At 61.9% G+C, this 25,358-nt stretch carries 18 protein-coding genes; 12 read left to right on the forward strand and 6 right to left on the reverse strand.

Annotated elements, in window-relative coordinates:
* Nucleotide 1: 1 nt before the first annotated feature.
* The 7 genes from FJ958_RS22695 to FJ958_RS22725 all read left to right on the forward strand — a co-directional run bounded on the left by FJ958_RS22695 (nt 2) and on the right by FJ958_RS22725 (nt 7,500).
* The gene (locus FJ958_RS22695) at nt 2-508 is read left to right on the forward strand and encodes an acetone carboxylase subunit gamma (RefSeq protein WP_140745632.1); all 507 of its coding nucleotides are present in this window, start codon (nt 2-4) and stop codon (nt 506-508) included.
* Nucleotides 508-1,287 carry a glucose 1-dehydrogenase gene (locus FJ958_RS22700; RefSeq protein ID WP_140745634.1) on the forward strand — a complete coding sequence of 260 codons (780 nt, stop codon included), beginning with the start codon at nt 508-510 and terminating at the stop codon, nt 1,285-1,287. The genes FJ958_RS22695 and FJ958_RS22700 overlap by 1 nt, the downstream gene beginning before the upstream one ends.
* A 51-nt stretch (nt 1,288-1,338) precedes the next feature.
* Nucleotides 1,339-2,166 (forward strand): SDR family oxidoreductase, encoded by an 828-nt coding sequence (locus FJ958_RS22705; protein WP_140745636.1) that lies wholly within the window; start codon nt 1,339-1,341, stop codon nt 2,164-2,166.
* Between the two features lie 86 nt (nt 2,167-2,252).
* A complete protein-coding gene (locus FJ958_RS22710) occupies nt 2,253-3,191 on the forward strand; it encodes an ABC transporter substrate-binding protein (RefSeq protein ID WP_140745637.1) in 939 nt (312 codons plus the stop codon).
* A gap of 95 nt (nt 3,192-3,286) precedes the next feature.
* Nucleotides 3,287-4,348, forward strand: a complete 1,062-nt coding sequence (locus FJ958_RS22715; protein ID WP_140745638.1) for a betaine/proline/choline family ABC transporter ATP-binding protein — start codon at nt 3,287-3,289, stop codon at nt 4,346-4,348.
* Nucleotides 4,345-6,450, forward strand: a complete 2,106-nt coding sequence (locus tag FJ958_RS22720) for an ABC transporter permease subunit (RefSeq protein ID WP_140745640.1) — start codon at nt 4,345-4,347, stop codon at nt 6,448-6,450. The genes FJ958_RS22715 and FJ958_RS22720 overlap by 4 nt, the downstream gene beginning before the upstream one ends.
* Before the next feature lie 477 nt (nt 6,451-6,927).
* Nucleotides 6,928-7,500 (forward strand): NADPH-dependent FMN reductase, encoded by a 573-nt coding sequence (locus tag FJ958_RS22725; protein WP_140745641.1) that lies wholly within the window; start codon nt 6,928-6,930, stop codon nt 7,498-7,500.
* 196 nt (nt 7,501-7,696) lie between these two features.
* On the opposite strand, the gene FJ958_RS22730 is transcribed toward FJ958_RS22725, so the two are convergent.
* The 3 genes from FJ958_RS22730 to FJ958_RS22740 all read right to left on the reverse strand — a co-directional run bounded on the left by FJ958_RS22730 (nt 7,697) and on the right by FJ958_RS22740 (nt 11,377).
* Nucleotides 7,697-9,223, reverse strand: a complete 1,527-nt coding sequence (locus tag FJ958_RS22730) for an FAD-dependent oxidoreductase (protein ID WP_140745643.1) — start codon at nt 9,221-9,223, stop codon at nt 7,697-7,699.
* A 266-nt stretch (nt 9,224-9,489) separates the two neighbouring features.
* Complete coding sequence (locus FJ958_RS22735) at nt 9,490-10,317, reverse strand: family 1 encapsulin nanocompartment shell protein (protein WP_140745644.1); 828 nt, start codon at nt 10,315-10,317, stop codon at nt 9,490-9,492.
* 7 nt (nt 10,318-10,324) lie between these two features.
* Nucleotides 10,325-11,377, reverse strand: coding sequence for a Dyp-type peroxidase (locus FJ958_RS22740; protein WP_140745646.1), 1,053 nt, complete (start codon nt 11,375-11,377; stop codon nt 10,325-10,327).
* 1,024 nt (nt 11,378-12,401) lie between these two features.
* On the opposite strand from FJ958_RS22740, the gene FJ958_RS22750 reads away from it, so the two are divergent.
* Nucleotides 12,402-14,294, forward strand: a complete 1,893-nt coding sequence (locus FJ958_RS22750; protein WP_140745648.1) for a sugar phosphate isomerase/epimerase and 4-hydroxyphenylpyruvate domain-containing protein — start codon at nt 12,402-12,404, stop codon at nt 14,292-14,294.
* Between the two features lie 150 nt (nt 14,295-14,444).
* Nucleotides 14,445-15,416 (forward strand): GlxA family transcriptional regulator, encoded by a 972-nt coding sequence (locus FJ958_RS22755; RefSeq protein WP_140745650.1) that lies wholly within the window; start codon nt 14,445-14,447, stop codon nt 15,414-15,416.
* Nucleotides 15,417-15,606: 190 nt separating this feature from the next.
* Here the strand turns inward: FJ958_RS22755 and FJ958_RS22760 are convergent, their stop codons facing one another.
* The 3 genes from FJ958_RS22760 to FJ958_RS22770 all read right to left on the reverse strand — a co-directional run bounded on the left by FJ958_RS22760 (nt 15,607) and on the right by FJ958_RS22770 (nt 20,429).
* The gene (locus FJ958_RS22760; protein WP_140745652.1) at nt 15,607-15,819 is read right to left on the reverse strand and encodes a DUF768 domain-containing protein; all 213 of its coding nucleotides are present in this window, start codon (nt 15,817-15,819) and stop codon (nt 15,607-15,609) included.
* Nucleotides 15,820-15,914: 95 nt separating this feature from the next.
* Nucleotides 15,915-17,438 carry a calcium-binding protein gene (locus FJ958_RS22765; RefSeq protein WP_140745654.1) on the reverse strand — a complete coding sequence of 508 codons (1,524 nt, stop codon included), beginning with the start codon at nt 17,436-17,438 and terminating at the stop codon, nt 15,915-15,917.
* 312 nt (nt 17,439-17,750) lie between these two features.
* On the reverse strand, nt 17,751-20,429 hold the full coding sequence (locus FJ958_RS22770; RefSeq protein WP_140745656.1) for an AMP-binding protein: 2,679 nt from the start codon (nt 20,427-20,429) through the stop codon (nt 17,751-17,753).
* Nucleotides 20,430-20,826: 397 nt separating this feature from the next.
* On the opposite strand from FJ958_RS22770, the gene FJ958_RS22775 reads away from it, so the two are divergent.
* The 3 genes from FJ958_RS22775 to asnB are packed head-to-tail and all read left to right on the forward strand — an operon-like array spanning nt 20,827 to nt 25,305.
* Nucleotides 20,827-22,050 (forward strand): glycosyltransferase, encoded by a 1,224-nt coding sequence (locus FJ958_RS22775; RefSeq protein ID WP_140745658.1) that lies wholly within the window; start codon nt 20,827-20,829, stop codon nt 22,048-22,050.
* On the forward strand, nt 22,047-23,306 hold the full coding sequence (locus FJ958_RS22780; protein ID WP_140745660.1) for a polymerase: 1,260 nt from the start codon (nt 22,047-22,049) through the stop codon (nt 23,304-23,306). The genes FJ958_RS22775 and FJ958_RS22780 overlap by 4 nt, the downstream gene beginning before the upstream one ends.
* Nucleotide 23,307: 1 nt before the next feature.
* A complete protein-coding gene (asnB, locus tag FJ958_RS22785; RefSeq protein ID WP_140745662.1) occupies nt 23,308-25,305 on the forward strand; it encodes an asparagine synthase (glutamine-hydrolyzing) in 1,998 nt (665 codons plus the stop codon).
* Nucleotides 25,306-25,358 lie beyond the last annotated feature (53 nt).

Here is a 25,358-nt window from a genome sequence, read left to right on the forward strand (position 1 = left end):
CATGACCTCGTACAGCAAGGAAGTCATCGCCGATCTGGTCGCGGGCACGCTGCCCTGGCCACAGACGCGCCGCGTCATGAGTGCCTACAAGGACGACGACCGTTTCTTCAAATATGTCGCGGTGCTGCAGGATCGCGTCGGCTGGAAGGACCCGATCCTGCTGCCGGTCTCCGACCATCTGTTCATCTGCCAGAGCGGCGACGAGCGGGTGACCCGGTGCGAGTGTGGCCACTCCTTCGGTGACTACCGCAAGAACTGGAAGCTGAAGGCGTCGATCATCGTGCGCAACACCGAGGAAACGCTGCGCGAGATCTATCCCAACAGCGATTTGCCGGATCCCGAATGGATGGAGATCCGCGAGTTCATCTGCCCGCAATGCGGCACGATGCACGAGGTGGAGGCTGCCGCACCTGGCTATCCCATCGTGCACGATTTCGAACCGGACCTCGAAGGGTTCTACCGTGACTGGCTGGGCAACCCGCTGGAGCCGATGAACGAGGGAAGCTGATGGCGAAAACAGGTCGCGTTGCAGGCAAGATAGCGCTCGTCACCGGGGCCGGTCTCGGCCTCGGGCGGGCATCCGCGCTGCTTTTGGCGGCGGAAGGCGCGACGCTGGCCGTCAGCGACATCGATGAGGCGCTTGCCGCCGATACGGCGAGGCAGATCGAGAAGGCGGGCGGCGAGGCGTTGGCGCTTCGCCACGATGTCTCGAAGCCGGAGGACTGGCCTTCCGTCATGGCCGCGATCGAGGATCGGTTCGGGCGGCTCGACGTTCTGGTCAACAATGCCGGCATCGCGATCGCCAAAAACATCGAAGACACCACGCTTGCCGAATGGCGGCGGACCATGGCCGTCAACCTCGACGGTGTCTTCCTCGGTTGCCAGGAAGGCATCAAGCTGATGAAGCGTTCTGGCGGCGGTTCGATCGTCAATCTGTCGTCCATCGACGGCATCATCGGCGAGGCCGAGCTTGCCGCCTATTGCGCCTCCAAGGGTGGCGTGCGCACGCTGACCAAGGCGGTCGCCGTGCACTGCGCCGAACAGCGCTACGGCATCCGCTGCAACTCCATCCACCCCGGCTACATCTGGACCCCGCAGACCGAAAACTATCTGCGCGATCTCGGCACGCTCGACCAGGAAAAGGCCAAGGCGCTGTCGCGCCATCCGATCGGCTTCCTCGGCGAGCCCAACGACATCGCCTACATGGTCCTCTACCTCGCTTCGGATGAATCGAAATTCGTCACTGGCTCCGAGATGGTCGTCGATGGAGGCTATCTTGCCGTGTGAATTCCCGCCGGGCCTTGCCGCCCGCACCAAGCCTTGTGGAGATCTCGCCTGATGACAAACCTTTCCGGCCGCAGCGCGATCGTCACCGGCGGGTTCTCCGGAATGGGTTTTGCGATTGCCACCGCCTTGGCGCGGGCCGGCGCCAACGTCGCCGTCGGCTCCTACATCGCCCCCGCAGGCGCCGCCAAATCCGATGCCGCCTATTATCCCCGCGCCGGCGAGATCGAGCGCGTGCGTTCGGCGCTGTCGGCCCATGGCACCAGGGTTCACGCCGCCCATCTCGATGTGCGAGACGGCGAGATTACCAACCTTTTCGCCGCCGAGGCTGAAGCCGTCATCGGTCCCGCCGACATTCTGGTCAACGCCGCCGGCACAACGGCCGAGCAACCCGTCTGCGGTCATTCCGACGCGTTGTGGGACAAGATCGTCGACACCAACCTGACAGGCGCCTTCCGAGCCACCCGCGCTGTGCTGCCAGGCATGATCGGGCGCGGCTGGGGCCGCATCGTCAATATTGGCTCGACCGCCGCTACGGTCGGCTGGAAGGACAATCCGGCCTACTGCGCCTCCAAGGCCGGCCTCCTCGGCCTGACGCGTTGCGTGGCTCTGGAAGGCGCCGCGCACGGTGTTACCTGCGTCATGATCAGCCCGACCTGGGTAGAGACCGAACTGATGCGCCGCAATGTGGCGCAGGTGGTCGAGCGCGAGGGCAAGGGCCGCAGCGCCGAGGAGGTCATGGATGAATTCAGGAAGGGCAATCCTCAGGGGCGCATGATGCAGCCGGAGGAGATCGCAGCACTTGCCGTCTTCCTTTGCTCGGATATCGCCAAGGGCATCACCATGGAAAACATACAGATCACCGGCGGGGCATTGTGGTAGCATCCGCGCGGGATGGCTGCGGGCCTTCATGGGAGGAGGTCGGCAAAAAGTAAGGAATGAAAAAGTCCAACGACAGGGGAACCGACATGACAAGAACACTTGCCTTGAAAGGCGCCGGCTTCGGGCTGGCGCTTGTGCTTGCTGTAACCGCTCAGGGAAGAGCCGCCGATCTCGGCGCCAAGGACGAGCCGATCAAGCTCGCCATGCTCGAATGGACCGGATCGCATGTGTCTACGCACATCGCCGGGCAGTTGCTTCAAAAGCTCGGCTACAAGGTCGAATACGTCACCGCCGGCAACTTTCCGCAATTCTCCGGCCTTGCCGACGGGACGCTGAGCGCCTCGGTCGAGATCTGGCTGAACAATGTCGGTGACATCTATCCCAAAGTGCTGGCTGAGAAGAAGATCGAGGACATCGGCAAGCTGGATCTGAAGACGCGGGAAGGCTGGATCTATCCAAAGTTCATGGAGAAGGTCTGCCCTGGCCTGCCGGATTGGAACGCACTGAACAAGCCGGAGTGCATCCAGGCGCTGTCGACACCCGAGACCGCGCCCAACGGCCGCTTTCTCGACTATCCGGCCGACTGGGGTTCGCGGGCCGCGACCATCCTGGCCGACAACAACATGCAGTACACCGCCGTGCCGGCCGGCTCGGAAGGCGCGCTGGTCGCCGAACTCGAGGCCTCGGAAGCCGCCAAGTCGCCGCTGGTGATGATGTTCTGGGGGCCGCACTACGCGCTGGCCGAAAACGATGTCGGCTGGATCACCATGCCGCCCTGTAAAGACAAGACCAACGAACATTGCATCACGCCACCCGATGTCGACAAGATCGTCTGGTCCGGCTTCGGCGCCAAATGGCCTGCCGCCTACGCCTTCCTCAAGGCGTTCAAGATGGATGCCACCGAACAGCAGAAGATGATGCTGGCGGTCGACAAGCAGGGCAAGGACCTCGACGCCGTCGTCAAGGATTGGCTCGACAAGAACGAAGCGGTGTGGAAACCCTGGGTCGACGCGGCCAAGGGGTGATCTCGGCCGATGCCTTGCCCGGGCACTGACGATAGCTGCCGCTCGGTTCCCGATGATCCGGGAACTGGACGCTTGCTTGGTGCGGGCGGCCGACGATGAGCGCGGCCGCCAGAGAGATAAAACTAGCCTGCCGCAATGTCTGGAAGGTCTATGGGCGGCGTCCCGCCTATTATTTCGATTCACGCGGCTACATCATCGAACCCGACGTCCTGGCCGAGCGACTGCGTGCCGAAGCGCATCTGCCCGCCGTGGTCGATGCCACTTTCGAGGTCGCCACCGGCGAGATCTTCGTCATCATGGGGTTGTCCGGCTCAGGCAAGTCGACGCTGGTACGCTGCCTGTCGCGGCTGGTCGAGCCGAGCGCCGGCGAAATACTGCTCGATGGCCGCGATCTCTCGAAAGTCTCCGGCAAGGAACTGATCGAACTGCGCCGCCACGCCATGGGCATGGTGTTCCAGAATTTCGGCCTGCTGCCGCATCTGACCATTCTGGGCAATGTGGCTTTCCCGCTGAAGATCCAGGGCAAGCCGGTGAAGGAGCGCGAAGCCCGCGCCCGCGAGATGATCGCGCTCGTCGGTCTCGAAGGCCGCGAGACTTCTTTTCCGCACCAGCTTTCCGGTGGCCAGCAGCAACGCGTCGGCATTGCCCGTTCGCTCGCCGTCGGCCCGGAGCTGTGGTTCCTCGATGAGCCGTTCTCGGCGCTCGATCCGCTCATCCGGCGGCAGATGCAGGACGAGTTCCTGCGCCTTCAGCGCATGCTGCAGAAAACCATCGTCTTCATCACTCACGACATGGCCGAGGCCTTCCGGCTGGCCGACCGCCTCGCCATCATGCGCGCCGGCAAGATCGTCCAGATCGGCCGGCCTGCCGATATCGTGCTCAATCCCGCCGACGACTATGTGGCGCAGTTCACCGAGGACATGCCGCTGCTGCGCGTCATCAAGGCGGGCGATCTGGCGGCGCCGGCGAACGGAGCCACGATGCCGGACGAAAGCGTCGCTGCCGGTGCCAGCCTCGAGGACCTGATTCCACGTCTGGCGTCCGGTATCGGCGCCTTCACCGTGCCGGGCGAGGGCGCCAGTCCGCCGCGGCTGCTTGGCGCCGGTTCCGTGCTTGCCGTGTTGGAGCGGGAACAGAAAAGGCGCACACGGCCATGACCGCGCCAGCCGCATCGTTTCGATCCTCGCCCAGGGTCGCGATCGAGCCGGCGCTTCTACCCTGGTACGCATTCATCGTACTGGCCGCATTATGTCTCGTGCTGAAGGCCGATTTCCCCTGGCTGGTGACATTTCCGAAGGAATGGACGCTGCCGTTCGCACCGGCCATCAATTTGGTCACCGATACGGTCGTGACCGTCGTCCAGCCCGCATTCCGCGCCCTGTCCGCTGTGCTCGATGCACCCATGCGCGGCGCGCGCCTGGTGCTGGTATGGCTGCCGTGGCCGGCGGTGATGCTGGCGGTCGCGGCGCTTGCGCTGAAATCGAGCGGCATTCGGCTGGCGGTCTTCGCCGTTCTGGCGCTCGCCTACATCCTGTTTGCCGGCTACTGGCCGCAAAGCATGAGCACGCTGTCGCTGGTGCTGCTGGCCGTACCGATCTCCGTTGTGCTCGGCTTTTGGCTTGGCGTGCTGGGTCATGGCAGACCGGGGTTGCGGCCCGCACTGCTCGGCGCACTCGACCTGATGCAGACCGTGCCGGCCTTCGCCTATCTCATCCCGTTGCTTCTTTTGTTCGGCTTCGGCCCTGTTGTCGGGCTGATCGCCAGCGCCATCTATGCGACGCCGCCGATGGTGCGCAACACCATGCTCGGGCTCGACCGCGTGCCATCCGATATCAGCGAGGCCGGGCTGATGAGCGGCTGCACGCGCCGCCAGCAATTCTGGCAGGTCGAAGTGCCGAACGCGCTGCCGCAAATGCTCATCGGCTTCAACCAGACGACGATGGCGGCGCTCTCGATGGTCATTGTCGCCGCCATCATCGGCGGCTTCGAGGACATCGGCTGGGAGGTGCTGTCATCGATGCGCAAAGCCGAGTTCGGCCAGAGCATTCTGTCCGGACTGGTCATCGCGCTGCTCGCCATCCTCGTCGATCGCCTGACGATCGGCTTCGCCAGGGAACGGCCGACCGGACCGACCGCCGCCATGACATGGATGACCGGTCGCAGGCTGGCGATGTTCCTGTTTCTTGCCGCCGTGCTGGCGATTGCCATTCGTGTCTTGTGGCCTGTCGAGACCTTGCTGCCAGCCGGCGGGCTGCGCATGCAGGCCGGCGGTGTCAATCAATGGCTGCTCGGCCTGGTCCGCGACTACGCCTGGTTCTTCGACGATATCCGCAACAGCGTCCTCTATTGTCTGTTGCTGCCGCTCAGGATCGGCATTTCGGGAGCCGCCACGCCGGCACTCTGGGGTTTTGCGCTGTCGCCGCCGATGACGGCTGGATATTGCGCGCTGATCCTGGGCGTCGCCGCACTGTCGGCGCACCGCTTCGGGTGGCGGGCCGGCGTGGCCGCACTGGCGGCGGGCCTGGTCCTGTTCACCGGCTTCCTCGGCCTGCCCTGGCCGGTCTTTATCCTCGGCGTCGCCTTGCTTGCCGCACAGGTGGCGGGCATCCGGCTTGGTCTTTTCGCGCTTGCCGGCTTTACCCTGATCCTGGTCAACGGGCTGTGGCCCCAGCTCATCCAGTCGCTCTACCTCTGTACGCTGGCGGTGCTGCTCTGCTTGGTCATAGGCGGTGCGCTTGGTGTCTGGGCCGCCTACAGCGACCGCGTCTCGCGCATTCTGAAGCCGATCTGCGACGCACTGCAGACCATGCCGCAATTCGTCTTCCTCATTCCGGCACTGATGTTCTTCAAGGTCGGCGAGTTCACCGCGCTGATCGCCATCATGCTCTACGCCATCGTGCCGCCGATCCGTTACGTCGAGCATGGCTTGCGGCATGTGCGTGTCGATGTCGTCGAGGCGGTCGAGCAGATGGGCGCGACGCCTGCCCAAACATTGTTGCAGGCCAAGCTGCCGCTGGCCCTGCCGGTGGTGATGCTGGGGCTCAACCAGACCATTATGGCAGCCTTGTCGATGCTGGCGATCGCAGCCCTCGTCGGCACGCGCGATCTCGGGCAGGCGGTCTATGTCGCGCTCGGCAAGGCCGATGCCGGCATGGGCCTGATCGCCGGCCTGTCCATCGCCTTCCTGGCGATCCTGGCGGATCGCATGGTAGCGGGATGGGTAGGGGGTCGGACCCTGGTCCCTGATCGAGGCGCCTAGATGTTTAGTCCTGGCAATTCGGTGGAACGCATCGGGGATGAAACGCTCAGGGTTTCCTTGCGGATGCATCCGCGGCCAAGGTTGCGGGCCGCGACGAAGTCGGCAAGATGCCGACGCAGGCGTTCGTGGCTTGGCTGGGGCCTGGGTTGCATAATAGTGCACACTGAAACCAGTGTCGAAGACCTCAGGCTTGACCATTGCAACTTCTGCACCAAATTATTGAAATCTATGGGCAATTTGTCTATCGGCCATGGCCGGAAAGTCCAGCAACGAAGCGAGGGTCAACTTAAGCCAATGATATTGCGTGACGCGGAGAACTGGCACGAACCTTGCGGCATGCCCTACCGCTGGATGACGGCGCCCAAACCTCGCACGCACGCTGCCGCATGTCTTGGCGGGCGGCATTCGCCAATGGCGAACCATGCCCAGCACGGATCGAAGTCATCGTCAGCACAAGTCAAAACGCAGGAGGTATGAATGACCAAGCACAAAGTCGGCTATCTCATCGGCAGCCTCGCGCGCGGATCCATCAACCGCAAGCTCGCGAAGGCGCTGGTGCAGCTTGCCCCGCCGCAACTCGAAATGTCGGAGATCTCCTTCAAGGACTTGCCGCTCTACAGCTACGACTACGACGCCGACTTTCCGGCCGTCGCTCGCGCCTTCAAGGATGCCATCGCCGCTGTCGACGCCGTCCTTTTCGTGACGCCGGAATACAACCGCTCCATCCCCGGCGGCTTGAAGAACGCCATCGACTGGGCTAGCCGTCCCTATGGCAAGAATTCCTTCGCCCGCAAGCCGTCCGCGGTCATTGGCACATCGCCCGGCCCGATTGGCACCGCGGTCGCCCAGCAAGGCCTGCGCAGCGTGCTGAGCTTCTGCAACTCACCGCAGATGAACGCCCCTGAAGCCTATATCCAATTCACGCCTGGCCTGGTCACCGACGCCGGGGAGGTCACGGTTGCATCAACCCAGGAATTCCTGCGCAACTACATGGCCGAATTCGGCATGTTCATCGCCAGGGTGCTCCAGGTGCTGCCGAGAAACGCCTAAAGCATGTGCAGGAAGATGCGGAGCGGTTTTTCAGATCTTGGCGGCATCCTCCAGCGTCTTCAGACCTGGCGCGAAGGGTTCGCATTCGTCATGGCCGAAACAGGCATGGCGAACCCCCGGTCGCCAGGATCATAGTATCGAAAAAAGCTTGGCTCCTCGCCGCGTGTTTTCCTCGTCTCTTCAGCAGGCACGTCCTTCAAGGCGTCTCCTGCTCAAACTCGGCCTCCGCCCGCAGGCTGTCCAGGTCACGCCCCACGGTCGCCACGGCAAGCCGCTTGTCTCTGCGCCAATAGCTGACCATGCAGTCGCGCGCGGCAGGATCGCCATCCATGTCCAGCCGATCCCACTGTTCGGCATGACCCACATAGTTGATGGTCGTGTCGTAGTGTTGGCTCCAGAAGAACGGAACCGTGGCGAAGCGCTGCCGCTGCCCCAGAATATTGCGCGCCGCAACGGCGCCCTGGCGCTCCGCAACCACCCAGTGCTCGACGCGGATGCGGTCTCCCGTCCTGCGGTCCGGCCAGCGCGCGATATCGCCGGCCGCGTAGACTGCCGCGGCGCTTGTTTGAAGAAACCCGTCCACCAGCACCCCGCCGTCCATGGCGAGGCCGGCCTGCTTCGCCAGACTTACCTCGGGATGCACTCCGATCCCCACAATCACCAGATCGGCGCTCAAATCCACGCCTGTCGAAAGTCTGACGCCATCCTGGTGGATTTCGGCCACGGTGGTCCCGAGATGGAAGACAACCCCATGCGATTCGTGAAGTGTCTTGACCATGTCGCCGAGCGCCGCGCCGAGGAGGCGTTCCATGGGGCGTGAGCCGGGCGCGACGACATGGACCTCCAGTCCGCGCTTTCGCAATGACGCCGCTACTTCGAGGCCAATGAAGCCCGCGCCGACCACGACGCAGTGTCGCGCCGTGCCGCAACGCGCGATCAACGTATCGCAGTCTGCCAGGGTGCGCAGCACTTCCACCTGCGGCAAGGTTGCGCCGGGAACGGTGAGCCGGACGGGTTCGGCGCCCGTGGCAAGCAGCAGTGCCCCATAGGTCATCTCGCTGCCATCCGAGAGCGCTATCGTTCTCCGCGCGGGATCGAGCTTGACGGCGCGTTGATCACATCTGACATCGATATGATGATCCGCGTAGAATTTCGGCGATCGCAAAGGAAGCCAGGCGGCCTTCGCCGTCCCGGCGAGATAGTCTTTCGACAAATTCGGCCGATCGTATGGTGGCGAACGATCGGCGCTCAACATCGTGACGGGTCCCTGATAACCCTCGCGGCGCAACGTTTCGGCGGCGACGTTTCCGGCCGCGCCGCCGCCGATGATGACCACGGATTCGGGCAGCCCCGCGGCCGTCAGTTTGGGCGGTTGTGGCGTCGGCAGCTCGTCGCCCACAAATGCATGACCGTCTCGCCGCGCCACATCCCAGCATTTGAGATCGCTCAAAGCGGGTGATCGAAGAACCTGGCCGGTGCGAAGGCTGAAGCAGGCATGGTGCCAGGGGCAGCGGATCGTGTCATCGACCAGCAGCCCGTCGGCCAGCGGTCCGCCATAGTGGGTGCACGTTGCGCCGACGGCGAACAGTTCTTCGCCTTGGCGCACGAGCAATGCGGCCTTGCCGTTCACGTGGCCGGACAACATGCCGCCCTCGGGAATATCCGCCAAAGCGACACCCTGGGTGAAATCGGGGCCGGCCGGCGACGATGAATGCTCAGTCATCCCTGTCTCCTTGCCCCTTTGGCGCTCCTGGAATGGGAAGGCCACCTGCCGCCGTCGGCGCGCGGAGCTGTGACGATGGGGGCTCCCGGCACAGCACATAGAATGACATAGGACGAGCAACCTTCGTGCCAACCATGTGCCCCGTGGGATTTCAACCGTTTTGGGCATCAAGCGTGGCGGACGGTTGTCCAGGCTCCGCGGCAGCCCGTCACCATACGCTCGCGGCAGCCTGTGAATGCCTCGGCGGCGTCCCGGATATGCGTGGTTTACTTCCTGCCGCGCGGTTGAGCCGCTTCTTCAGCCGCGAGCACCACAACCGCCTCGGTTGTCAGAAGCCTGAAGGTGAAGGTCTCCTGGAGATAGAGTTCAACGGCCGTGCCGGAATGGTTGAGGTAGCCGATAGAGATGTCCTGGCCGATATCCAGCTCGAAATCGCCGCCACGCGTGGAAAGCACGAACCCACCCTCGATGGCCGGCGCCCAGATGATCCCTCCCTCGACCACACGCTCGAGATGATGGAAAACCGGGTAGCCCTCGTCGCTGCCACCGCTCGCGGCCGTGTACGCGGCGGCACCCAGTACGAGCGCGTAGGGACCATTGACCCCAGCCAGCCGCAACTGGCTGACCGCGTGCCCGACAGCTTCCGCATAGTTCATCACATTGGAGGGGAGCCTCAAGGCTGGATTGCTGCTTCCTTGCCGGATGCCCTGTATGCCAGCCGCCGCATATCCGTCGAAAACGGAGCGGTCCTCGGCGAAGGCGATCTTGCGCGCGGCTTCCTTCACGGGTGACCAGTCCGAATCCGTCGCGTCGCGCTCCACATCATCGATTGCCTGGCGCGTGAGCTCGAACGGAACGCGCAATTCGACCAGCGCCTTCACCTCGCGTTGTGCGGATTGGACCCCGTCACCGAAGGCGGGAAGCTGCTTGAGATGACCGGTGCCAACAGCCGAGAAGTCGACGCCCTTTGGGCCGACAACGTCGACAACACGCCGCGCCGCCAGATGGCGCTTCAGGGTACGGGCCGCCTCGTCTTCGATTTGCGCCCAGGCCGCGTCGGAGACGGGAGCCAGTTCTCGATGAAGATTGTTCATGTCTGCCTCATTTCTTCAGTGATCCAATGCCGAGTGAACCATCGTTGGGAAGCGCGTCCGGCCGAGGCGCCTCCGGCGCTTGCGGCACTTTCGCTTCGGTGTCGGCAACCGGTCGTGCCTCGGGGTCGATATCGTCGAGGAAGGTCGCGGTCGGCACGAAGAACAGCGACCCCGTCACCGCGCGGCTGAAATCCAGCAGATGGTCGTAGGTGCCCGGCGGGTTGCCGATAAACATGTTCTCCAGCATCTTTTCAATACGGTGCGGGGACCGGGCGTAGCCGATGAAATAGGTGCCGAACTCGCCCTTGCCGATTTCGCCGAATGGCATGTTGTCGCGCACGATCTGAAGCTGCTCTCCGTTTTCTTCAATCGATGTCAGGACGTTGTGCGCATAAGGCTTCTTTGCGGAATCGAGCTGTTCGATGTCGGACAGCTTGTGCCGGCCGATGATGTTCTCCTGCTCCTCGACCGGCACCTTGTTCCACCGCTCCATGTCGTGCAGGTATTTCTGCACGATGACGTAGCCGCCGCCGGCAAAGGCGGCGTCCTCGTCGTCGACGAGAGTGGCCGCGTCCGCGGCCTGGCCGTCCGGGTTTTCGGTGCCATCGACAAAGCCGATCAGATCGCGGTCGTCGAAGAACTTGAAGCCGTGCACCTCGTCCACGGTCGAGACCGCGCCGGCGAGCCGCGACATGACATGTGTCGCAAGTTCGAAGCAGAGGTCCATGCTCGCAGCGCGGATGTGAAAGAGGATGTCGCCGGGCGTCGAAACGGCGGTATGCACGCCGCGAATTTCGCGAAAAGGATGCAGGTCTTTCGGCCTCGGCGCCCCGAACAGCCGGTCCCAGGCATCGGATCCGAACCCCATGACGCACGACAGCTGTCCGTTGAGATTGCGGAAACCCACGCCGCGCAGCAGGCTGGAGAGATCGGCGCACAAGCCGCGAACCGTTTTCTCGGACGCCGATCCGGGATTGATCGTCACGACCAGGAATATCGCTGCCCGCGTAAGCCTGGCGGCGACCGATTGAGAGACGGGAGGTGGCAAGCTTGAAACCATGTTCGATCCGTTGAGTATAGTTTGAAGCGCGATGCCGGCGTTAGCCGTAGCGCTGAGGCAGGTCATTATATGCGGGACTCGCGACGGCGAGCTGTCTGTCGATCATAGGACATTTGCGGCGGAATCCGCATGGGAAATCGGGGGGCAGGGGGAAATCAGGAACACTGGCCATCGCGCTGGGGACGGACTTCTTCCCGGCGATTGACAGCATCCTAATCCATATCCCGGAACGCATGCCCGTCAGCGGCGGCGCCGTCCACGACGCTCGGAGGCAGCAGGTCCTGCGCCGCCGTGCCATCAAAGAGCCATTCCTTCGGATCGGCGAAATCGGGGAGAGCCGAGCCCTTGCGCACATAAAGGCCTATGCCTGGCTACTTCACCTTGATGTAGAGATCATGTTCCGGCATCGCTTCGATTCTCCTGGACCGGCAGCGGAATGGCGCGGGAGCGCGGGCTTTCGGGCGCCCGCGTGTTTCGCTCTTCCCTCTTGGCCCTGCCTGCTAGCAACTCGCGCGTCTATTTTGAATGGCGAATGAAATCAGTTTCTTAAGTTTAGTGCTCCGTCGGCATAGGACAATATGCCCAAATCGGTTGGGGCATATTGGTCTTCGGTCGCGACATACCAACCGCATGGCGGCCAGCACGAGCGGCTTGCTTGCCGAAAGGACATAGCTGTCGACGATGACCTGCGAGCTGGCGGATTGAAGACGCAGCTGCTGCGGTAGCACCATCGTCAATTGTAACGATGGAAGGTCGGGCATTCCCTCATCGGAGCCAAGCCGCCGCCAGTCGGTCGGCACGGCGCTTTCGGGGAGCATCGTGAGAAGCTCGCCAGAAGCGACGGACGGAGGGCTACCAACTTGCTGTCGGTCGTATCGCAATATTGCTGGCGGCGGGTGCTGATCCCGAGTAACGTCAAAGTCCCACCAAATCAGTGCTTAACGAGAGCAATCTTGAAACGCCGGTTCGTGGCGCTAGCTGTCCGAGCTGTTTCTCATTTTGCGGTCCGATGAGGAGATCATCGATGAGGACCTCCATCGCCACTGTTTCCCTGAGCGGAGAGCTCGATCAGAAACTTGCGGCGATTGCCGCGGCTGGTTTCGACGCCGTCGAGATATTCGAAAACGACCTTCTCGTGTTCGACAAAAAGCCGCGTCAGGTCGGGAGGATGGTACGAGACTGCGGGCTGGAGATATCGCTATTCCAGCCATTCCGGGATTTTGAAGGCATGCCGGAGCCTCACCGACGCCGAACGTTCAATCGCGCCGAGCGGAAATTCGACGTTATGCAGGAGCTGGGCGCGGATCTGGTGCTCGTGTGTTCGAATGTGTCGTCGATCGCATTGGGAGGTCTGGACAGGGCCGCGGCCGATTTTCATGATCTTGGGGAGCGCGCGGCGAAACGTGGCTTGCGGGTTGGCTATGAGGCCCTGGCCTGGGGGCAGCACATCCACGACTACCGTGATGCCTGGGAAATCGTCCGGCATGTCAATCATCCCAATGTCGGGCTGATCCTTGACAGTTTCCACATACTCGCCCGCAAGATCGAGATCAATTCCATCCGCTCCATCCCGAAAGAGAAGATCTTCATCGTCCAGCTTGCCGATGCGCCGCTGATCGATATGGATATCCTCCACTGGAGCAGGCACTATCGCAACATGCCGGGCGAGGGCGACCTGCCGGTGACGGAGTTTACGAGAGCGGTTGCCGCGACAGGCTATGATGGCTACTACTCCTTGGAAATATTCAACGACCAGTTCCGTGGTGGTTCTACCCGTCTGATTGCCATGGATGGGCGACGGTCCCTGATCTATCTGGGTGACCAGGTTCGGCGGCTGGAGCCCGATGCCGGGCTGGCGATGCCGGATCTTCCGGACCGTATCAAGGTCGAAGGGATCGCTTTCATCGAATTTGCCACCGCTGAAAAAGATGCGGCCGAGTTGATCGCGCTGCTTCATGCGCTGGGTTTCCGCAAGACGGCGCGCCACAAGTCGAAATCCGTCGTCGTCTACCAGCAAGGTGAAATCCGCATCGTCATCAACACCGAAACGGTCGGCTTCGCCAAGGCTGCCTACAACATGCATGGAACGACGGCCTATGCAGTCGGCTTGAAGGTTGCCAATGCCCATGACGCGGTGAAGCGGGCTGTTGGCCTGGGCGCAGAGGCATTCTCCCAGCCTGCGGGCCAGAGCGAAACGGCGCTTCCCGGCGTCTTCGGCCCAGGAGGCGGCGTCTTCTATTTTCTGGACGAAACGCGCCAATTGGCGAGCGTCTGGACCACGGATTTCCTGGCTGAGCAAGATAGCGACGCCGCCGCGCCCGTCGGCTTGAGGACGATCGATCATATCGCCCAGGCGGTCAGATATGACGAACTGCTGACCGCCGTCCTGTTCTATACGTCCTTTCTCGAGGTGGAGAAGACACCGGTCGTCGACATCATGGATCCTGCCGGCGTGGTGCATAGTCAGCTGGTCTTCAATTCTTCCGGCGGTCTGCGGGTGACGCTGAATGGCGCTGAAAACTATCGGACATTTGCAGGACACTTCATCGCCGAGCATTTCGGTTCCAGCATTCAGCACCTGGCTTTTCAGACGAGCAATATATTCACCACCGCCGAGGCGCTGTCGAAAAACGGCTTCAGACCGCTGGCGATCAGTCGAAACTATTATGATGATATCGAAGCGCGGTTAGGGCTCGATCCCGAGTTCGCCGAACGGCTGCGGGCGGCGAATATTCTCTATGATCGGGACGAGACGGGGGAATATTTCCAGCTTTGCAGCCCGGTCAATGGCGAAGGCTTCTTCTTTGAAATCGCCGAACGGCGGCGCGACTACCGTGGCTATGGCGCGGCGAACGCGATCTTTCGGATCGCGGCGCAAAAACGGCACGCACGCCCGGCGGCCATGCCGCGCAGTTGAGCTCGACTGCACGGGAGGCCATGGATCCTGGACGGGACGACTTTGGAGGCGGATGGGGCATAATCTCCTTTCGGGTGATTTCCTGTGCAGACTGTGCCCAAACACATAGTTTTGGTCCTGCTGAAATTAATCGCGGATAGCGCTGAACCAATGTCCAAGAAATTTGCATTCCTTCTGGTCCGCGACTTCACATTGTCACCCCTGTCGCTTTTCATCGACACACTGCGCCTGGCGGGTGATGAGGGCGATCGAAGCCGTCGCGTGGAATTTGACTGGCAGGTGATCGGAGAGCGCGGTCTGCCGATCAGGGCCAGCTGCGGCGTAGAACTGCTGCCGACAAAAGAGATTGGACATCCCGAGGACTTCGACAATGTCGTTGTGGTTGGTGGCCTGCTCGACACCAACCGCGGCTTGAGTTCTGAAAAGGAGGCATTCCTTTTGCGGGCTGCCGAGAAAGGCGTGCCGCTCACCGCCCTTTGCACGGGCAGCTTCGTGCTCGCGCGCTACGGGTTGCTGGACGGTTATAGTGCCGCGGTCAGCTGGTTTCATATCAAGGACTTCCGGGCGAAATTCCCCGACGTAAACGCCCATGCGGACAGTCTGTTTTCCGTCGACCGCAACCGCTCTACTTGCGCCGGAGGCACGGGTGCAGCCGACCTGGCCGGCTATTTCGTGTCGAAATTCATTGGTCACAAGGCAGCGGAAAAGGCCGCCAAGATCCTTGTCCTTGATCGAATCCGGAACATCCGTGACGTTCAACCGGTCGGAGATCTGTTTCCCGGAGCCTCCAGCCGTCCGGTGAAGCGAGCCTTGCTCTTGATGGAGAGCAATCTTCAGGAGAAGGTATCGGTTACCGAAATCGCGGCCAGATTGAATTGCTCCAGGCGCCAGCTGGAGCGCCTTTTCGGCATCGAGTTGGGCATCAGCCCAATGGCCGCCTATCTGGCGCTGCGGGTGCACTACGCGAAGTCGCTGCTGGAAGCCAGCGACTTGCAGATAGGGGAAATTGCGTTCAGGTCCGGCTTCGGCAATGCCGGGCATTTCAGCCGCGTCTTCCGTCAGCATACCGGCATCACGCCAACGAACCTCAGACATCCAGGCCGCATATCTCGCGAGGCCTGATGCGGCGATAGTTCCGCGCTTGGTGGGATTGAGGGGTGCCACAGCTCAAGCTGGGACCAATAACCAGCGGGAGTAGGCAAAAATTTCAAACTATGCCGGAAATCCCGCTCGAGGATCTATCCAGCGGCAACCGGAAACCACATCCACGCCGGCTTCGGGCTCTCCTGTTGCCGACGTCGTCAGCTCGCAATCATTCAGTGTCGGGGTTTTCGAGCACTTCAAGCATGGTGGTCAACATGCTTCCGACTTCTTCCGATATTTCCTCGGGGCGAATTCCCGCCTTGATGGCGTCCGCCGTCGCTTGTTTGGCGAGTTTCGCCGCAAGCGCCGGATCGGACGTCGAATAGGGTGGAACATTTTCCTCCACCCATTTCTGCAGGAATTCGATGCCGCGAGCGCTCATGACGAACTAATGTTCGTCGAAGCGATTTCGTTCCGCGGAGGTATATTCAAGAAAACGTCAGACCCTTTTGATGAGGGCCTGACGGTTCCAAAGGTTCACGTCACGACGAACGAGGATGCCGTCAACGACAGATGCGGAGAAAGAGCGGCAAACTGGATCTGATGAGCGCTGCCGGCACCATCGCTGTCGAAGGAGAGGGCTCCGGTCGAACTGTTGTAGATAATGTGGTCGGTACTGGCATGCGCACCCCTGCCGGTGTGAAACGCATCGGCGGGAAGGGCGCCGACCTGAAGCCCGGCAAACACCGTGTGATCGAGCTGGATCTTGTTCTGCGTCACATTGAAGTCGGTGATGTTGTCGACATTGCCTGCCTTGAGGGCGGAATTGAAGACGAAGACGTCCTTGCCTCCATTTCCTGTCAGCACATCTTGCCCGCCGCCGCCATTGATGACGTTGTTGCCGGCATTACCCTGTATGGTCTGCGAGAACTCGTTTCCCGTGAGGTTGATGGCAGTGGTGCCGGCCCGGCTCGTGGTGGCGAGATGCTCGATTTCCGAGCCGGCCGACAGTGCATAGCTCACCGATGCCAGCACGGTATCGTTGCCTGCGCCCTTCAGTTCCACCACCTTGTCGCCAGGGTTGTTGACATAATAGGTGTCGTTGTAGCCGCCACCGATCATCGTGTCGGCGCCGGTGGTGCCGTGAAGTACATCCGCGCGGCCGGTGCCGTAGAAAACGTGATCGCTGGTCGAAGGCGCGGTGCTGATCGGAGGGGTGGTGCTGGTCGAAGGTGGGGTGATGGACGAAGTCGTATCGCTGGTCGAGGGCACAGTGGTGCCGGACGAAGTCGTGTCGCTGGCCGGAGGCACGCTTGCGGTGCCTTGGTTGTGTTGAAGGAAGAGGGCTTGCAACGCCGGCGAGTTTCCAAGTGCCGTGTCGCCCTGCTGGGAACCCCATGCATAGGCATAGTCGAAGGCGGGCGACGGAACCAGCTTGGACCAGTGGTCCAGCATGGTCTGTTCCTGGGCGGCGGTCGGAAGGACATATTGGCCGCCCGTATCGGTCGTGTAGCTGCCGCCCCCGAACGTCTGATAAACTGGAACGATCTGGTTGAGCGGGACCCCCGAAGCGACAGCCGCGGCCACGGTCCTGTCGATCATGTTGTAGTCGACCGTGCTTGTCCCGGTGCGCACCGGATACGGGTCCAGCCCGTAATAGTCGATATGTGTGTTGGCGGGATTATAAGTGTTTGAGAAATCGGGATTTGCGGAAGACCCCATGTTCATCATGGTGATGAAGGTCTTGGCGCCCGGCACATTGGTGTGGATCCAGTCGGATTCCGCCTTCAGGTTCGCGGCGGTGGCATAGGTTCCCCATTTACCGGTGGGGTCCGGCTCATCGACAAGGAAGAATCCGAACGCTTTCGGATTGCCGATAAAAGGCGTGACTTTCTGGATGAAGGACGAGGTTGCCCCATTGGCTTCATCGAGCCAGACCAGACCTTTCGTGCCCGCCGGCAGGGCGTTGAGTTCGTCCACGGATGAAACGTCGACTAGATTGAATCCGGCGTTTGCGACCTCGGAGGCCGATCCACCCGAGGCGTAATGGAGGGTTGTCATGCAAATATCCTTCGTCTGATTCGGTAGGTGCCCCACGCCTGCCTATTGGAAAGGGTATATTAGAACCAAATCAAATACGGACGCTCGTTGATAGAATCATTGATCACGGCGAGGAAAGGTCCACGCGATGGGACGTTGCTCCTGGTTCCGGGTTTGTTGATTGTTCAGGGATATTTCCAGCGTGGCAAGGCAGGACTGGACTGTTCCTGCCTCGGCGGCACTGCTGGATTTTGTTGTGGACTGCAGAAAGCGTAGGATCGCGCTGGTTCATTCCAGCCGCTTCGGAGAGTGCGGATGGCGGTCGTCCACGCGCTATGCGCCGCTCACCAGAAAGGCTCTTTCTATCAAAGGACGGTTGTGGCTCAGATACGGTTCGATGAGCATATCGAGGTGTCCGCCGAGGATCGGGACTATGCTCAGATCGGCAAAAAAGGCACTCCAGCCAAGATCCGTCGGAACCCCTGTACGCCTGCATCGAAACAGGGTGGCGGTAATCGGCAACGCGGTCTTCGGTTGCGCCAGCCATTGGCCAAATGCGCGCATCCGCAGGATTTCCTCAAGCTCAAGGCGCAAAATGAACCGCACTCTGGCGAAGGCCCTCCATTTCAGCCAGTCGATGCCCCTGGCGAGCAGGGCTTCAGCGCCAAATCTGGCAAATGCTTTCGCGAGAGCCCGTAACATCATGCGATCCGCCGTCACTCTATGCGAACGGATGCGCTGGACGGTGCGAGCGAGAGTTTCACGGTAATCGTGCTGCCCAGGCCCGATATTGGTGTCGAGGATTCCCAGGAACGTGACCGATCGACCCGCTGCAACAAGTTTGGCGGCAACCTCGAACGCGACGCCGCCGCCAAGCGAATAGCCGATCAGCTTCACGTCGCCATCAGGCTGGACCTGGCTGATCTGCTCGACAACCGCATCCACCATCCGCGGTATGGTGCCATGCCCCTTCAGTAGATCGTTGAGGTCGCCATAGCGAATGGCGACAACCCTGGCGACATCGCTCATCTCGACGCCGAAAGCCGCCAGGCTGGGCCCGTAGCCGATCGATCCTGGCACAATAAACAAAAGCGGCCTGGGGTCGGACGCCTCGACGAGCACGCCGCTTGTATCTTGCCCTGCGGACGCTGCCCTGACGACGTCGGCAAAACTCATTCCGACGGTGAAGGCATCCAAGTTGAGTTCCCGTCCCAGAGCCGTCTCAAGTTCCATGACGAATTGCAGCAGCTTCAGTGAATCGCCGCCGGCATCGTCCCAGTGGCTGCCAGCCGCCTTCTTGCCGGGAAGTATCCTCTCCCACACGGCCGCTGCCACGCCTTCGATATCGAGCGGGTTCACCGCCTGCCGGGCGTCTGGCGGGCTCTGGGCGCCTTGCGCGTCCAGTGCGCGATCCAGTTCCCGCAACTTGACACTGTCGACCTTGCCGCCCTTGAGCTGCGGTATCTCGGCAATACTGTGCAGTCGCGTTGGATGAACTGCCGGCGGCAGGGCTGTCCTGATCAAGTCCCGCAATTCGGGTATGATTTCGCTTGCGCCAGTTCTCGCGGGAACGACAAAGGCCACCAGTTCATTCGCGTCCGTCACCACGGCGACGGCATCACTCACTTGGGGCGCCCGGCGCAGGACGAGTTCCAGTTCGGCAGGCTCGACCCGTCTTCCGTTGATCTTTATCTGGCGTCCCTTTCGTCCGACGATCCACATCATTCCGGTGCCGTCGACCTTGACCAGATCGCCGGTTGCGAAGATCCGAAGCCGGGGATTGGCGGAGCTTGCACGAAGAGGGACATGTCCCCCGTCCGCCCAATAGCCGAGCGTGGTGTAGTTGCCCCTGATCAGCAACTCCCCTTCGTCGCCGGGGGCGACCTCGTATCCATTCTCATCCACCACGGTGTATTCGATGCCGGGAAGGACGAAGCCGACCGGGACCGTCGCGCCGCACTCCGGGTAATCCCTCGGCAGGAACCACTGCGTGCCGGTCGTTTCCGTGGACGAATAGCTGATCTGGACAAGGCAGGACTCAGGGACATTGTCGCGAAGCCGGTCGATGTCGGACCACAACACTTTTTCTCCGCCGACCCGCACGACCCGCAGTGACGAGAATGCGTCCGGCGCTGAATCGGTCATCAACACACGCAGCAGCGCCGGCACGAGATAGGCGATCGTCACCCGCCATTTTTGGAAATTGTCGCGCGCCGCGCGGATGCCGGCACTCTCAATGTCCAAAAGGTACAATGTGGCGCCGCACAGCATCGGGGTCATCATCTCGCGGCAGCCCGCGATCGTCGCCGGGCCGGTCAACGGCATGAACGCATCGTCGGGGCCGATGTGGCAAGCATCGACATATTGCTGCACCCGCTGGAGGATCGCCCGCTGGCTGTTCACGACGCCTTTCGGGGCTCCGGTGCTGCCTGACGTGTACAGGACGATCGCCGGCGAATCGACCGGCACGTCTGGTGGCAGCGCCGGTAGGATGCCGTCCGGCGTTGCGGCCATGCAGCTTCCCGCATCGATCCATTTCAGGGGCGAGGCATCAGGCCAGCCTGCCGGCTTGCCCGGCCCTGGCCTTACGATTGCAGCCAGCCCCGCGCTGGCGGCAATCGCCGCGAGGCGCTGAAATGGATCTCGCGGGTTTAGCGGCACGGCGGGCCTGCCCGCACGCATGGCGGCAAGCATGGCCACCGGGTACCAGAGGGTATTCCCGATCAGAAGCCCGACTGCCGCACCCATTGGAACTGAACCGGCAATCGCACCTGCCAGGTTTTGGACCGCGTTCAACAATTCCAGGAAGCTGAGGGATGTCGAGCCGTCGCTGATCGCGATCTTGTCCGGATATTTCCCGACAATTCTCTCGAGGTGCCAGAACGCCGATTTTTCGGAGAAGTCATCGCACATCGTTTGGTAGGCAGTGCTTGCCGGTCCGTCCATGTCCAGAGGGCGGGTGGATGCCTGCTTCCATGTGAAACCGTCTTGAGCACCATTGTCGCGCGTCATCGCGACATCCCGCTCCTTCGCCGGCCCTGGGACGGACTGCAAGGCGCGCAAAGGGAGGCCTTCTGAAGAACGCGTGCGCTCGAACGCTTCCAACACGACCCCCTTTTTTTGCTGACCGGCTTTGCAGTGTCGTACGCGACCATCTTGGCCGTGGCATCGTTAGAACGAATGATTCCGGCCGAACTCGCCGATCCGACATGAAGGGGTTCAGGTGCATCGCCGCATCATTGAAGCCCTGCTTCATTCAAACAGACGAGGACAGCGGGAAGGCCTGCTCCTAGCGTGGATTTGGGTGTCGTGCGCATACATAGGGGCAATGAAGCCGGACCATGAGAGCAGATCCTAGAGCCAGCCATTTCGCGCGACCGGGATACCGCCGGCGTCCTGGAGGGGCAGGATGAACCCCCACCTGGTCTGTGTTGGAGGCGAGGATCATCGTCTTAGAATTCCGTTCCTGCTGGCGCTGCGCGAAAGGGGCTTCCGGGTCACCGCCGTATCGAGCGATGTGGGCAACGCCTTCTCTCTTCATGGCATTGCGCATCGCCGATTGGGATTTGACCGCTTTACCAGCGGCGGCGGGGAATGGGGAGCTCTTGGCGCGGTCCGCAAATTGATGTCGGAACTGCGTCCGGACATCGTTCAAAGTTTCGACACTAAGCCCAATCTTTTGACCCCTTTGGCCGTGCGCGGGCAGGTGCCGGTTGTCCGCACCATCAATGGCCTTGGTTGGACATTCTCGTCCCTCGAACCGCGGGCTCTGGCCTTGCGTCCGATCTTCTGCGGCCTTCAGGGACTGGCATCCTTATGGACAGCCATGACCGTCTTCCAGAATCGCGACGATCAGGCCTTCTTCGAACGCTATCGGCTGGTTGGTCACGACAAAGCGCGGCTGGTCCGCAGTTCTGGCATCGAGCCGACGGCATTCTCGACAGCAAGGTATCGTGGCCCTTCGGCCACGACGATGCGCGAGAGCCTTGGGCTTCAGTCGGCCGAAATCATAATCTTTGTCGGCCGCCTGACCCGCCAGAAGGGGATTCCGACCCTCCTCAAGGCGGTTCCCCGTGTCCTTTCCGAAAGACCCAATGCGCGTTTCGTCCTTGTCGGTCCGCAGGACTCGGAGGGACCGTTCGCGGTCAACAAGGCCGATATCGATCGATATGCGCCTCACGTCATTGCCTTGGGATCGCGACAGGATGTTCCGGCCCTCCTTGGCATGGCCGATCTGTTCGCGTTTCCGACGCAATATCGCGAGGGTATTCCGCGTGTCCTGCTGGAGGCGGGATTGTCCGGATTGCCGATCGTCGCCTCGCGGATGCCCGGCTGCAATGACGTGGTTGAAGATGGCTGGAACGGTTATCTCGTCGCGCCGCGCGATGTGGATGGCTTCGCATCCAGGATAATCGAGATCCTGTCCGATCGCGCCCGTGGAAAAATCATGGGCGGCCGTTCCGTCGGACTTGTCCGGGAGCGCTTTTCGCTGTCGTGGGTCGTCGATCAGTATTGCGAGCTGTACAAGACCGTCCTCGGGGCAAAGTACCGGGGCAGTCTAGCTCGATCGGCCCCCGCGATCCTGATGGAAGAGAGCGCGCGGAGCCCCCGACTGGGGGAGGCGCGGCAATGATCCGTGATGCGCTCCTGGCCTGCGGCATCGCAATGTCCTATGCGGTCCGACTCAGCATCCCAGGCCTGCCGTTCGGCTACAGCGAATTGTTCCTCGCGCTTTGGATATTGCTGTCGATCGTGCGGGTTCTCGCGGGCGGCCGATTGGAGTTCACGCCGGCCCTGGCCCAGCTTGCACGTTTCTGGCTGATCCTGACGCTTGCCCTGAGTGTTGGGACAATCGTCGGCTATCTGACGACCGTCCTGTTCATCGCTCCGTTGATGCATGACACGATGGCGTATGTGCTGTTGGTCTTCATCACCTGCCTGGCCGCGGCGGAGCCCGACGCCGGTCGCCGTCTACGCAACACGGGCTGGTGGATCATTGCTGTCGCGAATGCATGCTTTGTTGTTCAACTGGGGCTTGGGTGGGGCTGGATCCATCAATCTGGCGTCAATCCCTGGTATTGGGACCGCTTCAGCGGTTGGTCCGACAATCCGAACCAGCTTGCGCTCTATTGCGCTCTCCTTGGTCCGCTGGCCCTGCATCTTGCCGTAACCACCCGCAATCCGTGGGGGAGGTGCTTTGGGCTAACCAGCCTGATCCTCACCTTCTACGTCGGAAGGCTGACAAAGAGCGATACCTATCTCTACACGACAATCCTGGCTTGCCTGATCCTTCTCGGGCTGCGGATTCGGGCTTGGCTTGCAATCGATGGCGGCAAGGTTAGCCTTTCACGGCAAATTGCCCTCCTGTTCACGGTTGCGTTCGTTCCGTTGGCGATCTCCGTCGCGCCTTACGCCCTCGGCGACGCCGCCAGCGCCGAAAACTTCGCCAAGAGCCTTACCAAGGACAAGGGCGGGCAAGCCACCGCGGAAACCGCCGAGCTTCGCCTCTACCTTTGGGACGAGGCACTGGACAAGGGGGCAAGATCGGGGTCGCTCGGCCTCGGCCCCGGGCCTCACCTTGAACGTCCCCCCATCACCAATCAGCAGTTTCTGCCTCGGCCTTTCGAGGCCCATAGCACGATCCTCGATCTCTATACCCAGGGTGGCTTGATTTCAGTCATGGCGCTCCTGTGGATCCTCGGCTCTGCCGCCTTGTCCGCCTGGCGTGCGAGATTGGATGCCCTCGTGGCGCTCATGGTATCGATCGTTGTGTTCAGTGCCCCGCACCTGATTATCCGCCATCCGATCGTGTGGTTCTCCGTGACGCTCTGCCTTGTCGCGGGGACGCCACAGGCGATCCCCGCCATCGTTCGCCAGAGGAGATATTAGGATGTGCGGGATCGCTGGAATTCTCTTGGCGCCCGACGCGGCCGATACGAACGCGCTGCGGGCGATCGGGCCGATGACGATGGCCCTTCGTCATCGTGGACCTGATGGCGAGGCATTTTGGATGAGCCGCGAAGCCGGCATCGCCTTCGGCCATCGGCGTCTGGCCATCGTCGACCTGTCGGAGGCGGGCCGCCAGCCGATGCATTCCGCCAGCGGCCGGTATGTCATTACCTTCAATGGCGAGATATACAATTTTCGCGATCTGCGCCGCGAGCTGGAAGGGGCGGGCCACCATTTCCGTGGCACCAGCGACACCGAAATCATGCTGTGCGCGATTGAAAGCTGGGGTCTCGACGCCGCGCTCGCGCGCTTCGCCGGCATGTTCGCTTTTGCGCTGTGGGATCTGAAGAACCGTATCCTTCACCTCGCCCGCGACCGAATGGGCAAGAAGCCGCTCTACGTCGCCTCGACACGCGAGGCGCTCGTCTTTGCCTCGGAGCTGAAGGCGATCACTTGTTTCCCCGGGTTCGCCCCGGAACTCGATATCGACGCCGCGGCGACAATGCTTTCGAAAGGGTGGGTGCCGGATGACAGTTGCATCTGGCAGGGCGTGTTCAAGCTGCCACCCGGTTCCGTCCTTTCCGTGACGGCGGCGGATTTCGCCAATACCCGCGGTGCAGGCTCGCTTGCGCGTCGCATTCGACGCTGGTGGTCGCTGGCCGATGTCGCCAGCACGGCGCTGCGGGAACCGCTCACCGGCAGTGACGAGGAACTTACGGCCGAGCTCGATCGTCTGCTTCGCCTTGCCATCGGCGAACGAATGGTCGCCGACGTGCCGCTTGGCGCCTTTCTGTCGGGTGGTATCGACAGCTCGACGGTCGTCGCCCTGATGCAGGCACAGTCGCGGAAGCCCGTCCGCACCTTCACCATCGCGTTCGGTGAGAGCGGGTTCGACGAAGCCCCTCATGCGGCCGCGGTTGCACGACATCTGGGCACCGACCACACCGAACTTCACCTTTCACCGGCCGCCGCGCGTGAGGTCATTCCGGAACTGCCACGGATCTGGGACGAGCCGTTCGCCGATGAGTCACAGATACCGACACTGCTGGTGTCGCGCCTCGCCCGGCAACACGTGACCGTAGCGCTGTCGGGCGACGGTGGTGACGAGTGCTTTGCGGGCTATTCCCGGCACTTCCTCGCGGCCCGCCTCAGAAGGCAGCATGAGCTTCCATCCCCACTTCGCCGGATGTTGGCGGCTGGGGCCGGATTGCTGGCCCAGGCCTCCCGGAAAGATGTCTTCGGCAGGCTGCCGCTTTCGGCGAACGCGCGGCACGGATTGCGCAGTGACCGCCTGAATCGCCTCGCCCGCCTGCTCGCGGCTGCAAATGAGGACGAACTGCTTCAGCGGCTGACCGAGTCCTCGGCCAACAACCTTGTTCATCACAGGCCGCCGGCAACCAAGGCCCGTGCAGCAGAGCTCGACGACCTCCTATCCCGTCTGCTGTTCGACGACATGACCGGCTATCTGCCCGGCGATATCCTGGTGAAGCTCGATCGCGCCACCATGGCCAACAGCCTCGAGGGGCGGTGCCCGATCCTGGACCATCGCGTCATCGAATACGCGTGGCGACTGCCGACCAATGCCAAGGTTCGGAATGGCAAGGGTAAATGGATACTTCGCCAGCTCCTTGACCGTTATGTCCCGCGGCGACTGGTCGATCGGCCCAAGCAAGGTTTCGACGTTCCAGTCGGGGCTTGGCTGAAAGGGCCGCTGCGCGCCTGGGCAACGGATATCATCGCCACAATACGCCTCTCGGAAGACGGAGTTGTCGACTTTGCAAAGGTCGGCGCCTGTTGGCGCGATCACCTGCAGGGAAAACAAGATCATTCCCGCGATTTGTGGCCTCTGCTCATGTTCCAGGCGTGGCGCAACGAAGCCACGCAGCCACCGGCGCCGGCAACGCGCCTCTCTCACCATATCGAACTGACAGGGGGTTGAGATGGAAGGTTCCGTAGCTGGCCGCGCCAAACGTCCGCGCACCACGCAAATGG

Source organism: Mesorhizobium sp. B2-3-5 (genome assembly GCF_006442395.1).
GTDB lineage: Bacteria > Pseudomonadota > Alphaproteobacteria > Rhizobiales > Rhizobiaceae > Mesorhizobium.